General features: G+C 68.3%; 10 protein-coding genes and 2 pseudogenes. 6 read left to right on the top strand and 6 right to left on the bottom strand.

Features of this window, described 5'->3' with window-relative positions; all coding sequences use genetic code 11:
- Positions 1-103: 103 nt before the first annotated feature.
- Positions 104-412: a hypothetical protein gene (locus tag ACFYW1_RS04660; protein ID WP_388986890.1), complete on the bottom strand. Its 309-nt coding sequence runs from the start codon at positions 410-412 to the stop codon at positions 104-106.
- Between the two features lie 239 nt (positions 413-651).
- Positions 652-1632: a GlxA family transcriptional regulator gene (locus ACFYW1_RS04655; RefSeq protein WP_388986886.1), complete on the bottom strand. Its 981-nt coding sequence runs from the start codon at positions 1630-1632 to the stop codon at positions 652-654.
- A gap of 122 nt (positions 1633-1754) precedes the next feature.
- On the opposite strand from ACFYW1_RS04655, the gene ACFYW1_RS04650 reads away from it, so the two are divergent.
- From ACFYW1_RS04650 to ACFYW1_RS04625, 6 genes and pseudogenes are all read left to right on the top strand, one after another.
- On the top strand, positions 1755-2798 hold the full coding sequence (locus tag ACFYW1_RS04650) for a nuclear transport factor 2 family protein (protein ID WP_388986883.1): 1044 nt from the start codon (positions 1755-1757) through the stop codon (positions 2796-2798).
- Between the two features lie 375 nt (positions 2799-3173).
- A pseudogene (locus ACFYW1_RS04645) lies at positions 3174-4354 on the top strand (IS3 family transposase); the annotation flags it as partial.
- A gap of 94 nt (positions 4355-4448) precedes the next feature.
- Positions 4449-4856, top strand: a complete 408-nt coding sequence (locus ACFYW1_RS04640; RefSeq protein ID WP_388986880.1) for a hypothetical protein — start codon at positions 4449-4451, stop codon at positions 4854-4856.
- A 156-nt stretch (positions 4857-5012) separates the two neighbouring features.
- Positions 5013-5509, top strand: a pseudogene (locus ACFYW1_RS04635) (transposase); the annotation flags it as partial.
- A complete protein-coding gene (locus ACFYW1_RS04630; protein WP_388986877.1) occupies positions 5463-5849 on the top strand; it encodes a helix-turn-helix domain-containing protein in 387 nt (128 codons plus the stop codon). The pseudogene ACFYW1_RS04635 and the gene ACFYW1_RS04630, both read left to right, overlap by 47 nt.
- A gap of 111 nt (positions 5850-5960) precedes the next feature.
- The gene (locus ACFYW1_RS04625) at positions 5961-7379 is read left to right on the top strand and encodes a hypothetical protein (protein ID WP_388986874.1); all 1419 of its coding nucleotides are present in this window, start codon (positions 5961-5963) and stop codon (positions 7377-7379) included.
- A 69-nt stretch (positions 7380-7448) separates the two neighbouring features.
- Here ACFYW1_RS04625 and ACFYW1_RS04620 read toward each other — a convergent pair whose 3' ends face one another.
- The 4 genes from ACFYW1_RS04620 to ACFYW1_RS04605 all read right to left on the bottom strand — a co-directional run bounded on the left by ACFYW1_RS04620 (position 7449) and on the right by ACFYW1_RS04605 (position 13488).
- Positions 7449-8204, bottom strand: a complete 756-nt coding sequence (locus ACFYW1_RS04620; protein WP_388986871.1) for a transposase family protein — start codon at positions 8202-8204, stop codon at positions 7449-7451.
- 328 nt (positions 8205-8532) lie between these two features.
- Positions 8533-9300 carry an STAS/SEC14 domain-containing protein gene (locus tag ACFYW1_RS04615; RefSeq protein WP_388986868.1) on the bottom strand — a complete coding sequence of 256 codons (768 nt, stop codon included), beginning with the start codon at positions 9298-9300 and terminating at the stop codon, positions 8533-8535.
- Positions 9301-10011: 711 nt separating this feature from the next.
- Positions 10012-11442: a wax ester/triacylglycerol synthase family O-acyltransferase gene (locus ACFYW1_RS04610; protein ID WP_388986865.1), complete on the bottom strand. Its 1431-nt coding sequence runs from the start codon at positions 11440-11442 to the stop codon at positions 10012-10014.
- A 555-nt stretch (positions 11443-11997) separates the two neighbouring features.
- Positions 11998-13488, bottom strand: a complete 1491-nt coding sequence (locus ACFYW1_RS04605; protein WP_388986861.1) for an alpha/beta fold hydrolase — start codon at positions 13486-13488, stop codon at positions 11998-12000.
- Positions 13489-13715: the final 227 nt, after the last annotated feature.

Below are 13715 nucleotides of genomic sequence, written 5' to 3'. Positions count from 1 at the left end.
CTCGCGGTCTCCCGGACGAACGCAGCCCGGCGCGGTGGCGGGCATGGCAAGCCGAGCAGCGGCGGGGACAACAGCACGGCAGGCACCTCGCGTTGCTGTGCCGTCAAGTCCGGGGAACGAGTCCTCCGTTCACGGCGCGGAGGAAGAGCCGCCGGTGCCATTCGTTGGCGTCCGGTCCGGGGTCGGTGGCCAGGACGGGGTTGGGGCCGGTCTCGATGAGGTGCAGGAGCGGCCAGGCGACGCCGTAGCAGTCGTCGGGGCCGAAGCAGGTGACGAGCGCACGGGCTTCCTCTCCCGTGACCGGCTTCGGAATCGCTTCGAGCTGCTGGACGCGCCTGTCGATCTCTTCTTCGCTCGCGTCCCCGTCAGGGAGCGGGCCCTCGGCGACGAATGCCTGGACTTGAGGTCTCATGTGCGCATAGTCAGGGGTTGTCGACCTCCCCGGCAGGTCACGGGTGCGTCCGGCCCCGACAGTGCGAAGCGGCGGGGCGGCTGCGGCTGGCCGTCGCCCATCGCGCAGCCGGAGCAGCGACAGCGGCGGGGCAGGCCCGGGGACGACGGGCGAGGGGTGCTGTTCTGTGACTTTTCATCATTCTTTCAGGCGGTTTGAGGGTATGGGTAGCTGGGGCGAGCTGGCGGGTGATCTCGAGGTCAGCGGTACGGGGCAGGCTTGGGGTGTGAGGGGGAGCGGAAGGCGGCCCGGTATGCCTGGGGGGAGGTGCCGGTGTGGCGGGCGAAGTGCTGGCGGAAGGTCGAGGGGGCGCCGAATCCCGTTTCGGTGGCGATGCGCTCGATGGGGATCGCCGTGGTTTCGAGGAGTTCCTGGGCGCGGTGGACGCGGGCTCGCAGCAGCCATTGGAGGGGGGTGGTGCCGGTCTGGGTGCGGAAGTGGCGGTTGAGGCTGCGCACGCTCATTGCGCCGTGCCGGGCGATGTCGTCCAGGGTCAGCTGTTCGTGCAGGTGGGCCTCCATCCAGTGCAGGACGGGCTGGAGGGTGGTGTCCTGGCCACCGGGGTCGGGGTGTTCGATGAACTGGCTCTGACCTCCGTCGCGCTGGAGGGGCATGACGGTGCGGCGGGCGGTGGTGGCGGCGAGGGCCGCTCCCAGGTCGCGGCGGACCAGGTGGAGACACAGGTCGAGGGCGGCGGCGACGCCGGCGGAGGTGATCAGGGGGCCGTTGTCGATATAGAGGCTGCTGCCGTCGACGTCGACGGCCGGGTGGCGGTGGGCGAGTTCGGCGGCGTGCTGCCAGTGGGTGGTGGCGCGGTGGCCGTCGAGCAGGCCGGTGGCTGCGAGGGTGAAGGCGCCGACGCACACGGCCGCGAGGCGGGCGCCGTTCCCGGCTGCCGTGCGCAGGGCGGCGACGACGGTGGCGGGCGGGGTATCCAGGAAGCCTGCGTGTCCGGGGATGACGACGGTGTCCGCCTCGGCCAGGGCTTCCAGGTCCCAGTCGGTGGCGAGGTGGAAGCCGCCGTACTCGGCGGGGGTGGTCACCCGTCGGCCGGGGGCGCAGACCCTGACTTCGTAGTGGGTACGGCCGATGGCCTCGTTGGCGGTGCCGAAGATCTGGCCGGGGACGGAGAGTTCGAACGGCAGGACGCCGTCGAGCGCGAGTATCGACACAACAGTCATGGCCAGAAGCTAGCGCATGGTGGCATTCCGGCCACTGGTGGGGGTGGGTCCAGGGGCAACAGGATCGAGGCATCCGCCACGGCGCGTGCCGTGGACCGATGACCTGTGAGGAATCGATTCCTGTGACATCCCGTTCGACCCAGACGTACGCCGGTTTCGAGCTGCCGGGCAGCGACCTCGCCGTGGCCGCGCTGCGGTATGCCGAGGAGCTGACCGCGCCGTACGTCTTCCGGCACAGCGTGCGCGGCTACCTGTTCGGCCGGTCCCTCGCCGCGCGGCAGGGGCTGCGCCCGGACGCCGACTACAACGATGAGCTGGTGTTCGTCGCCAGTGTGCTCCACGACATCGGGCTGTCGGACGAGGGCAACGGCGACCAGCGTTTCGAGGTGGACGGCGCGGATCTGGCCGCCCGGTTCCTGCGCGAGCACGAAGTGCCCGAGAGTGATGTGGCGATCGTGTGGGACGCCATCGCGCTGCACACCTCCGACCAGATCGCCGCGCGCAAGGGGCCGGAGATCGCGCTCTGCCAGGCCGGTATCGCCGCGGACATCCTCGGACAGGGCCGCACACAGCTGCCCGAGGGCTTCGCCGACCGCGTGCACGCGGCGTTCCCCCGCGAGAACCTCGCCTACGCCCTGACCGGCGCGATCGTGGCTCAGGCCCAGGACAACCCGCTCAAGGCGGGCCCGCTGTCCTTCCCTGGCGGGCTGCTGCGCCGCCATCTGCCGCCGCGGGCCCTGCCCGACTGGTACGACCTCATCGCCGGCGCGGGCTGGGGGGACCGGTCCCTGGACGGTGAAAAGGACGCGGCGCGCAGCCCGCAGGAGCTGGGCGAGCTGTTCGTGCGCCATCTGGCGGCCGGCGACCTGGACCGGCTCGCCGGACTCTACGAGCCCGGCGCCGTGTTCGTTCCCGGGCCCGGCACGACGGCCACCGGCGCCGAGGCCGTGCGCGAGAGCCTGCGGCATTACGTCGAAGGCGGCGTACGGATCGGTCTTGAGCTGCGGCGTGTTCACGAGACCGGGGATCTCGCGCTGCTGTCGTCCGTCGCGACCGTCGACGCCCCCGGGCGGCCTCAGGTGACGACGGTCACCACGGAAGTCGCCCGCCGGCAGCCCGACGGACGCTGGCTGTATGTCGTGGATGACCCGTCGTTCAACGACTGATATTCCTCGCGCCTCGTTCGGCCGGGCCCGGTGCGGTCGCCGGGCTCCGGCCGAACGAGGGACGCCGTCAGCCGTCTGTCCCGGGAGTGCGGGCCGCCGTGCCGGCGGGTGATGTGCCGTATGGCGGCGAGTCCGCCGATGCCGGGGATGGAGAGTGAGAAGCTTCGCGGGCGCCGTCGCCGTTGAAAGGCTCAGGGTGCCGAGCACGATCAGAAGGTAGGCGCAACCGTGCACCGGGCCGAGGAGCGCGAACAGCGTCCGGTTGTGCAGGGCACCGAGATTGGCCAGCAGGAGGGCGAGGGGGGCGATGGGCCTTGACCCCGGATCTTGGACACACGAGACACTGGATCCTGAGGATCTGAGAACGGACATCTCGTGGTCATGAAGAACTGTCCGACGCAGTTCAAGGCGGACGCGGTCGCGCTGTATGAGCCGCGGCCCGAAGCGACGATCAGGTCGGTTGCCGCTGATCTGGGGGTGAACCCGGAGACGTTGCGGAACTGGGTCAGGGCGTCTGGTGCCAGTCGGCCTCGGGGTCGCCGGGCCGAGGCGTCCGCTGAGCCGCCCACTGCACTGGAGGCGGAGAACGCGGCCCTGCGCAAGAAGATCCGCGAGCTGGAGGAAGAACGCGAGCTCCTGCGGAGAGCGGCCAAGTATTTCGCCGGGGAGACGCGCTGGTGAACCGCTTCCAGTTCGTCGCCGACCACCGGCGCCACTATGGCGTGAAGCGGTTGTGCACCATCCTGGGCATCGCCCGCTCCAGCTTCTACTACTGGTGCCGCACCGCCGTCGACCGGGCCGCCCGGCAGGCGGCCGACGCCGCTCTCGCATCACGGATACGGGCCGTGCACCGCCAGTCGGACGGCACCTACGGCGTCCCCAGGGTCACCGCCGAGCTCCGCGAGGGTGGCGACCGCGTCAACCACAAGCGGGTCGTACGCATGATGCGGAGCATCAGCCTGGCCGGCGTGAGGCTGCGGCGAAGGCACTGCACCACGGTCGCGGACCCGGCCGCGACGAAGGCCCCGGACCTGATCGGCCGTGACTTCACCGCACGCGAGACGAACACGAAGTACGTCGGCGACATCACCTACCTCCCTCTGGAGAGCGGGAAGTACCTCTACCTGGCCACCGTCATCGACCTCGCCTCACGCCGCCTGACCGGCTGGGCGATCACAGATCACATGCGCACCGATCTTGTCGTCGACGCCCTGGCCGCTGCCGAACGCACCCGAGGCAGCCTCGCCGGAGCGGTCCTGCACACCGATCACTGCGCCCAGTACACCAGCCAGGACTTCGCCGACGCCTGCCACCAGGCCGGCATCCGCCAGTCCATGAGCGCGATCGGCTCCAGGGGGGACAACGCACTGGCCGAGTCCTTCAACGCAACGTTCAAACGCGAGCCCCTCCAGGGCCGCAAGCACTGGGCCGGCGAGCGCGAGGCCCGGCTCGACGCGTTCCGATGGCTGCACCGCTACAACGTCCGACGCCGACACTCCCGCCTCGGACACCGCCGCCCCATCGCCTACGAGAACGCCCTCCGAACGACATCAACTACGCTGACGCAAGCCGCATACCCCGTGTCCAAAACCGGCGTCGAGGCCCGATCGACAAGGCCTGGACTGACAACGTGTGTGTGAAGGGGTGCTGATGACTACCACCAGGCCAGCGAACGGCCCCGGCATGCGCCGGGTGCTGGGACGGATGGGACGGTGCGTCCTGTCATACGTCCTGCTGCACGTGGCCGTCTGGATCGTCATCGCGCTGGTGGTCCCGGAATGGTCTTTCCTCGATAGCATGCGGGTCGGCCTGCTGATGCTGGCCTTCACCGGCATTCCCACGGTGTTCCTGGCGATCGTGGCGGGACTGGCCCATCAGCACATGGAGGTCGCCCTGTTTCGGGCCCTGCTGGTCTTCCCCATGATGTTCTTTGCGCTGCCGCTCATAGGGGCGGCCATGACCGAGGCTGTGATGCTCCAGGTTATGGCCCAGGTGGCCTTTGCGGTGTGGCTGATGCCCACGCCGCTCGTCCCGGAGAACTGGGAGGGAAAGCCGTAACAGGCCAATGAGGCACCTGGTGCCCCGGCGGGGCAATCCTCCGGGGCACCGGTCATGACTGGCCTGGGCGGTCTGGTTTTCGGCCAGGGCCGTCGGGTCAGGCCGCTCTACCTTGTTGGTCGGGTTGGTCCTCCCGTTCGTAGGGGGGCGCCCAGGGGCGTCGGGTGGGCTCTCCCGCCGTGTTTCGGGGTCTCCAAGTCAACTGCTCACCGGCGGTTCGTGATCTGGTCCAGGGCCGGTGTCTGGGGCCGGCTGCACGAGGCGGTACTCGACCGCATCGACGGGTGCGGCCTGCTCGATGTGCCCCGTGTGGTCCTCGACTCCGCCCAGGTACGGGCCAAAAAAGGGGCGGACTCACAGGTCCCAGCCCCGTGGACCGGGGCAAACCGGGTTCCAGGATGCACATCCTGTCGGACGCGAACGGACTGCCCCTGGTCGTCGGGCTCTCCGCCGCCAACGCCCACGACAGCCAGGGCCTGAAGCCCATGGTGGCCGGTCTCCAAACGAGACACGACCCCCACCGCGGCTGGAACTTCAAACCCCGCAAGCTCCACGCCGACAAGGCATACGACATACCCGAGCTGCGGAAATGGCTCCGCGGGGAAGATGTCCAATCTGTGGTCCGGGCAGCCGGTCACCATCCGTCTGGACGACCTCGACATCATCTGCGAGGTTCTGGGCTGCCAACCCAACAACCTTCTGGCCCCGGAGCCCGAGAAGTCCCGCAAGCACGTCCGCCCCAGCGGCGGTCGCGGGCGAGCACCCCAGGATCGAGCGTCGGGTCGGTCGGGCGGAACCACCACTGCGAATCTGCGGCCCCGGCCGTGCAAGCAGTGCGGCGACAAGGTCGCGGAGTACGGCTGGCTCCGCTGCTTCAGCTGTCTGCATCCCGAGCTTCCGCCGCCGGCCTGCAAAGCATGCGGCAGCGACGCCCACTACGTCAGCGGCTACTGCCGTCGCTGTCATCCCCGTATGCCGTACGCGGACAGCTGAAGCGACTGCTTCACCTGGGGCACCTGGCACCGCCACGGCCGCTGTGCAGCCTGCACTTCCTTATGCAACCGCGGCCACCAACCCGGCACTTGCGAAACCTGCCGCCGCACCGTGCCGCTCCTCAAGCACGGGGTGTGCCGGCTGTGCCGCTGCCGGGCCCAAGCCGTTCCACGGACGTGGCAGCGACCGGACCTCACCACCGCGGCCACCACCGGGCAGCAGCTGTTCATCGCCGATCTGGTCCGGCGGGCCCACCTTGCCGCCCGGATGCGGGAGCGCGGCTCACCCGAAGCGCACCAGCCCGTCGGCGGCTCATTCTGGGCGATGCCCCGGTGGCGTCAGGAGCCGCTGTTCATCGCCGAGCGGGACATGTCGCGCGTCACCGTGCCCGATGTCGAGCCCATCGACCCCGCCTTCACCGCCTACGTCTCCGCGCGGGCCGAGGCCAGCGCCGAGGCCCAAGGCTGGTCACCGGCCTTGCGCGAACGGGTGCTGCGAAGCCTGTACCTGCTGACCGCCGTCCACGGGCCGCACGAAAGCATCAAGGCCAGCACCGTTGCCACTCTGCCGCACCGGCAAGTCAGACGTGCCATCACCCGGGTTACCGAGGTCCTCGCTCACCTCGACCTCCTCGACGACGACCGCATCGGCCCCCTCGACGCATGGATCCACCGTCGGCTCAGCGACGTGCACCCGGAGATCCGTGCAGAAGCCCTCGTGTGGATCCGCATCGTCCGATACGGCGGGCCCCGTCGCCGGCCCCGTTCGACCAACACCGTCCGCAACCAGGTCAACGCCTCGGCCTCATTCCTCCTCGACTGCTCGAAGCGCTATCACACCCTTCGCCAGGTCACGCGCGCCGACCTCACAGAGTGGCTTGCCCATTGCTCATCTCCGCACAACGATGCCGTCGCGCTGCGCAACATGTTCAAGACCCTCAAGAGCCAACGGCTGCTGTTCACCAACCCCGCACGCGGCCTGCGTCTGGGGGCGAAGCCCACCTCGGTGCCCACGCCGCTGAGCGCCGAGGCGATCCAGACCCTCGCCGCGGCCGCCGACACCGACCCCGCCCTCAAGCTACTGATCGCCCTCATCGGCATTCATGCGCTCTACCCCCACCAGGCCCGAGCACTGCCCTTGGCTGCCATCGACTTCACCGGCGGCCGACTCTCGTTCGTCGACACCGACCATCCCCTCGACGCCTTCACTCGCCAGGCCGCCGCCAACTACATCCAACTCCGGAACGCACGCTGGCCACACACCCGCAACCCCCACCTCTTCCTCAGCTCGCAGACCGCGCACTCTCGCACGTCGGCCACCATCGGCTGGATGCAGCCCCTGCTCAAGGATCTCCCCGTCACCGCACGGCGACTTCGCGAGGACCGAATCCTCGAAGAGGCCGCCGTCACCGGCGCCGATCCGCAACACCTGTGCGCGGTATTCAACATCACCCCCGACACCGGACTGCGCTACACCAGGCCATTCCACCCCGACCCCGTATCCGACCAAGACCAGGAGGACACCCCGTAGACGGCCGGTGACGGCGCCTGCGAGGGGCGCAGCCAGGTCTCCGTTGTATGTAGTGAGCCTTTTCCAACCTCACGTTGAAACGTGGTGAAGGACGACGACCGCCTTCACCACGTCCGTGATCCGGTTCGTGCTGCAGCGGAGCTTCCGGAGGAGGCGCCAGCCCTTGAGGGTGGCCATGGCGCGTTCGCCGAGGCAGCGGATCTTGGCGTGGGTGGTGTTGTGACGACGCTTCCATCGCTTGAGGCGGCGGCCACGAAAGGGCACCCGGACAGGCCTGCCGGCTCCCTGGTACGCCTTGTCCGCCCAGCATTTGAGGTCCGCCTCAGCGAGGGCTTCGGTGATCCCATGGTGGCGTGCGGCGGTCAGGTCGTGAGTCGAGCCGGGCAGAGCCGGCGAGGCCCAGAGCAGGTGTCCGAACGGGTCGGTGAGGACCTGGACGTTTATGCCGTGGCGTTTGTGTTTCCCGGAGTAGTACGGGGTGTCGGCGGCGATCCGGTCGATCGGCAGCAGGGTGCCGTCCAGAATCACGAACGCCTTCATCTGGATCGTCTTCATCGCCTCGGCCAGGGATGGGGCGAGGGCGGCCAGTACGTCGACGGCCTCGCGTATATAGCGGAAGGCGGTCGCGATCCCGATGCCGAACCCAGCGGCAAGCTGGGCGTAGGTGTCACCACACCGCAGGTGGGCGAGGGCGAGCAGAGCCTGGCGCCCTGGTGCCAGTCGTCGCCACCGCGTGCCGATCTCCTGCCGCCGGGAGGTGAGATGTCCGGCCAGATATCGCAGGGTGCGACTGGACAGGTCGATCGACGACGGGTAGACAAGCACGCGAAGCTCCTGGCAGCACGGTGGATCTTGGTCGTGACACCGTCTACCAGGAGCTTCGTCGTTGCGCAGGAGCATCCAACTCGTGGCCGCTACTACCAGGTTGGAAAAGGCTCACTCTCCGTCAATGGGCATGATCTTCTCCTTGCCCGCTCGCGTCTGCGCATCTCAACCGGCACCTACCTGCGCCGCATGGCCGCTCGAGGGCCGTTGGTGGCTGGCATCCGCTTCAAACTTCGCTCAAGAAAGCGGATGCGGAATGCCTTATGGCTCGATGCGCGGCCCTTGGACGTAGCGCCTGGGCGGAGGGAGGGTTGTCTTGGCTACCACCTCAAGGCGCGTCGGCGGGGTTACGGTCGGGCGGGCTCGAGGCCCAGGCGACGGCGTCGTCGAGTTCTTCGTACCCGAACTGTCGTACTTCGGCTTGGACGAAGTGGTTCGCAAGGTGAGGTACGAGGTCGGCGAGCTTGCTGTCGGCCGCCAGCGCGATCCTTGTGACCTTGCGATGATGGTCACGGACGAAACGGACGTGCCGGAGCAGGCTTCCGATGTTCTCCCATCCCGGGAAGGCGCGAGCGTGCACCACGACACCGGCCAGTTCGTCGTGAGTTTCGAGCCAGCTGTCGGCTGTCTGCGCCAGTGCGTCGAAGTCCTGTGTACGCAAGGGCTGTTCGATCTCGACCACAAGAACCTTGGACCCGGACAGGAGTTGGTGTGAGACGCCGGGTCCTTCGGGCAGTGAGACGAGCCAGCGCAGAGCCTCTTCGCGATCCTGGCCTCCGAAGACTCGTACCGGACAGGGCATCAGGAAGCTCGCGAGCCGGGTCGACTGCCGGATCCAGCCCGTGTCACTGACGACGGCGCACCCTTCGAACAGGCGCATGGAGCCGATCCCGACCTTGAGGTCCTCCCACCCGGCCGCTGGGGTGAACGCCCGGAATTCCGGGCCGGCTTCCCACAGGAGCCGGATCCGGCGGCCTTCCCTGCGTGCATCGTCCACGAGCGGCTCGATCACCGCTTTGTAGTCGTCCTTCGACACTGTGCCGATCGCCTTCACGGCGTCGACCCCAGAAGGCACGTCCTGGACTCTGTCGAGCATGCCGTTCCTCTCAGCCGAGACCCGCCCCTGCTGCCAGAATCGACTCGTATCGCATTTTTCCTACCATCTCATCATGCCAAGATGTCCGCGACCGCGTCATGAACGCCCTCGCTCGCCCCTTGCCGGTGGCCAACAGTACGAGAGCGGGAGATATCTGGCCGCAGGTGGGGCGATCGAGTCTGCCATCAGCGGAGATATCCCGAGGCGGCCAGCAGGGCGTCCCAATCCGAGCACCGTCCTCCCCATCATGCGCGCAGCCAGCGCTTTTGCCCTGGCTCCCTGGAAGCGGCAGACGGCCGACCTCGACCACAGCCCCCGAGCTGCTGCTCGAAGCCGTGAACATTCGACGTGGGCCAGCCTCCACAGCACCTCCCGAACTGCTGTCAGAACGCTGCTCACTGTCGTGTACGAAGCCAGTCCGGTGACGTCGAGGGAAAACCCCCTATGTGATGGATTTGGCGGACCGGCGACGGGAAGTGGAGCAGGAGAGTCGTAGCGTCCTGCCGGAGCATCGATCACACCTTCGGGACGGCGTTGGCAACCTCGGAGCACATGTTGCGGTGGCTGAGGACGCAGCCGCTCGGCCGGTCGTGCCGCCCGCCGGGCCTGTACGCACCACGGCGACAGCTCATTCCGGCCCCGGTCGTGGCCGCCTACTTTCTCGCGAGGCCCCGCCGTAGGACCGGACTCGGGCTCCAAGGCCCGGGCGCCTTACCCGACCAGCGACTTCAGCTCCTCCAAAGCGTCGTGCAGGTAGTCGGCAATGTGCCAGACGTCAGGAACCATCGCGCGGTCGACCACGATCCCCATACCGAGCTCACCCCTGTAGGAGAACGCAGTGATGTTCAGGCCACCGCCCGCATCATTGATCAGGGACACCGGGTACTGAGCGAGGACCGCTCGGCCGCACATGTACAGCGGGATCTGCGGGCCGGGGACATTCGAGACGGTCAGATTCACCGCCGGGCACCCCCGGGCCAGCAGCCCGAAGAGCGCGCGATCAGCCAGACCGGTCAACGCGGCAGGCACGCTCTCGCAGAGCCCCTGCAACCACTGGGCCGGGGCCAGATCGAAGCGCTCCTTGATCTTCCGCATCGCCTCGTGGGTGGCCTGCAGCCGCTCGCGCGGGTCGGCGATCTGGGTCCCCAGCGAGGTGAGCATCACAGTGATCCGATTACCGGTCTCCCCTACGCCCTTCCTGCGCAGCGCGAATGGCACGCAGGCCACAAGCGGCTCCTCGGGCAGTGCGTCGTGGCCGATCAGCCACCGCCGTACGGCCGTCGCGGCAAGGTCAACGACCACGTCGTTGACCGTCACGCCGAAGGCGTTCTTGATGCCTTTCACCTCGTCCAGCGGAAGATCCGTGAAGGCGAAGCGCCGGTGGCGGGAGATCGGTCCGTTGAAGGGCGTCCACGGCACGGCCAGGCTCGGCAGCTCCGGAGCTCCCTCAAGCCCAGCGAGGCGACGGGTCACCGACCGGACCGCCTTCGACACCGAGACCGCCCCCGGTAGCCGGGAGACCAGCGGAATCTCATCGAGATACGGCACTGTCTCAACGACGGACCTCGTCAGGCGCGCGGGATGGGCGACCATCCCCGCCACGGACCTCGCCAGGACCTCAGCTGTGGGCGGGACGCGATCAGGCTGCGCACGCGGGCGGGGGCGCTGACGCTGCGGGCTCGGCTCCCGACTCATGAAAGCGTTCAGCAGCACCGTCCCGCCCACGCCGTCGACCGCCGCGTGATGCGCCTTGACGTACACCGCTGCGCGCTTGCCGTGCAGCCCGCTGATCACGTACATCTCCCACAGCGGATAGCAGCGGTCCAGGCGCTGCTCGTGCAGCCAAGCGACCTGCTCGGCCAACTGATGGTCGTTGCCAGGTCGCGGCAGGGCCAGCTCGCGTACGTGATAGTCCAGGTCCACGGACTCGTTCTCCACCCAGTACGGGCGATCCAGGCCCAACGGCACCGTCATGAGCCTCTGCCGTAGCACAGGGGTGATCGCGCAGTGCTCCTTCACCAGCTCGACCAAGTCGTCCCGGGAAAACCGCCCGTCGACGATCGACAAGCCTCCGATGTTGGCGACATTGGTGTCGCTCTCGTAACCGAGGAACTGCGCATCAAGCGCGCTCAACTGCCGCACGACACCCTCCTTGCCCCGCTGGCTGACATCCCGTCGCACCGCTGCACGCTGTGCTGGGAGCTACACACAGGTCGTTGTTTGTGACTGCTCACCCCTTGATCTCGATGTGGCGCCTTGATATCGATGTGGCGGTCTTGGGGTCTGCGCCTCGGGTACGGTCACCGTCAGGACCTCGTCAAGGAGGAGCGGCTGGCCTCTTCCGTGGACAACAGCGCCCGATACTGCGGATCACGTCCGCCACACTGCTGCATTCGGGTTACCTCCATCCTGGCCCGACCCCTCGCAATTCGCCTACCGGGGCGTCGTACCTGCGCCACCCTGGCCGACATCCGAGAAGACAGCTGCCCCATCTGGTTGGTCTACGAAGGCGGACGTACCTGGGGAACGGGGACCTCCAGTTGTCCGTGCTCTTCGCGGTAGGAGAGGGCTTGGCAGTAGGCGCAAGTACGCGGAGCGGGAGGGCCACCCTTTCCCTTGCCAACGCACTTCCGAAAATGATGCCGCCCGTTTCGGCACGCCAGTCGGCCTCCCCCGCCCATGAGTCTCCGACTCAGGTCACTGGCCACCGCAGGTCAGGTCCTTCGCGGGCAGTCGGCCCGTGGTCAGGTACCGCGTGACGCCGGCGTCCGCGCAGGACGGTCCGGCCACCACCACGCCGTGGCCCTCGCCGCCAGCCACGGTGACCATCCGCGCACCGTGCAGCGCCCGCCGCATGCCTTGCGCCATGGCCAGCGTCGCCTGCGGATCCCACTGGTTCTGCACGATCAGCGCGCTGACGTCGTTGCTCACCACGGTGGCCGACTCCCTGGCCGCCGACTTCCAGAACGCGCACGGCTGAATGGTGGCCCCCAGGTCTCCGGCCAGCGGGTACTTGGCACGGTCTCGGATCACGTCCCGGCGGTACTGCTCGGGGTTTCGCGGCCAGCTGCGGGTGTCGCCGCAGAAGGCGGCCCAGGTAACGGCGGACTGGTTGTCGGCAGGAACGTCCGCACCAAATGCCCCCGCGTCGGCGGACCGAACCGGGGTGGAGCCGGGGACAGTCGGTTCGGCCGACGCGGTCGGCGTGGCCGGCGCGGGCGGTCCGCCTGCGGCCGAAGCCTTCAATGCGACGATCCACGGGGTGACGGTCTTGACGCCGACGAACGCACCGTACTGGGAACGGATGGCGCCGCCGCTGAGCGCCCCACCGTTCGTCGGGACGGGTGTGCGGTCGGCGCGGGTGATGAGCTCCCAGTACGTCTGCCGGACCTTCGCCGGAGTCGGCCCCAGACCATAGGTGACGTTGCGGGCGGCGGCCCACTCGGTCCAGCGGGTGAAGGCGAGTTCGGCCCCGGTCGACCACCCCCGGAACGTCCCTCGCCACGCGAGCGTCGGATCGAGGGCGCTGTCGAGCACGAACCGGTCCGAGCGCCGGGGGAACATCTGCGTGTAGACGGCGCCCAGGTAGGTGCCGTACGAGTACCCGAAGTAGGAGATCTTCTCTTCCCCCAGTGCCGCCCGGACGACGTCCATGTCCCGTGCCGTGTTGCGGGTGGTGAGGTGCGGCAGCATGTCGCCCGCCTTGGCCCAGCACTTGTCGGCCACCGACCGGGTCAGGGCCACATCTTTCGCGAACGTCCGTGCGGTGTAGGGGCGCTGGACGGCCTGTTCGTCGACCGTCAGACCGCAGCTGATCGGCGCGCTCCGTCCGACCCCGCGCGGGTCGAAGCCGACCAGGTCGAACCGCTCCCGTACCTCCGCCGACAGCAACGGCTCCATCTCCACGGGCATGGTCAGCCCCGGAACGCCCGGTCCCCCGGGATTCATCAGCAGCACGCCGTGCCGCTCCTTCGCGCCGTTCGCCTTTACCCGCGATATCGCGAGGTCGATCTTCCGGCCCCCGGGGTCGCTGTAGTCCAGCGGCACCTTGACCTTCGCGCACTCGAACGTCGCCGGACGGCCCGGATCGCAGCGCTCCCAACGGAGTTCCTGCTGCGCGTACTGCTGGAGCGGATCCCCCGCCGCGAACGCCGTCACGGGGGTGAGCGCTGCCATCAATGTCGTCACCGTGCCGACCGTGAGTACGGAAATCGTTCGGGCGCCTCGTAGAGCCATGCCAGTCCTCTATGCAGAATCAGTGTCTCGAATTGCCTCCAGTCTCTGTTCCGCCCCACTCATACCTCGTACTGCACGAGGATGGGCTCATGATCCAACTAGCGGTGTAGGACGGCACACCGACGTCCTGCTGGAGTCCTGCTCCGTGTCGTTCATCAATCAGGGTGGGCGGCCGATCG

The organism is Streptomyces sp. NPDC002669 (assembly GCF_042889165.1).
GTDB lineage: Bacteria > Actinomycetota > Actinomycetes > Streptomycetales > Streptomycetaceae > Streptomyces.
This window is presented reverse-complemented; position numbering and strand designations above follow the sequence as displayed.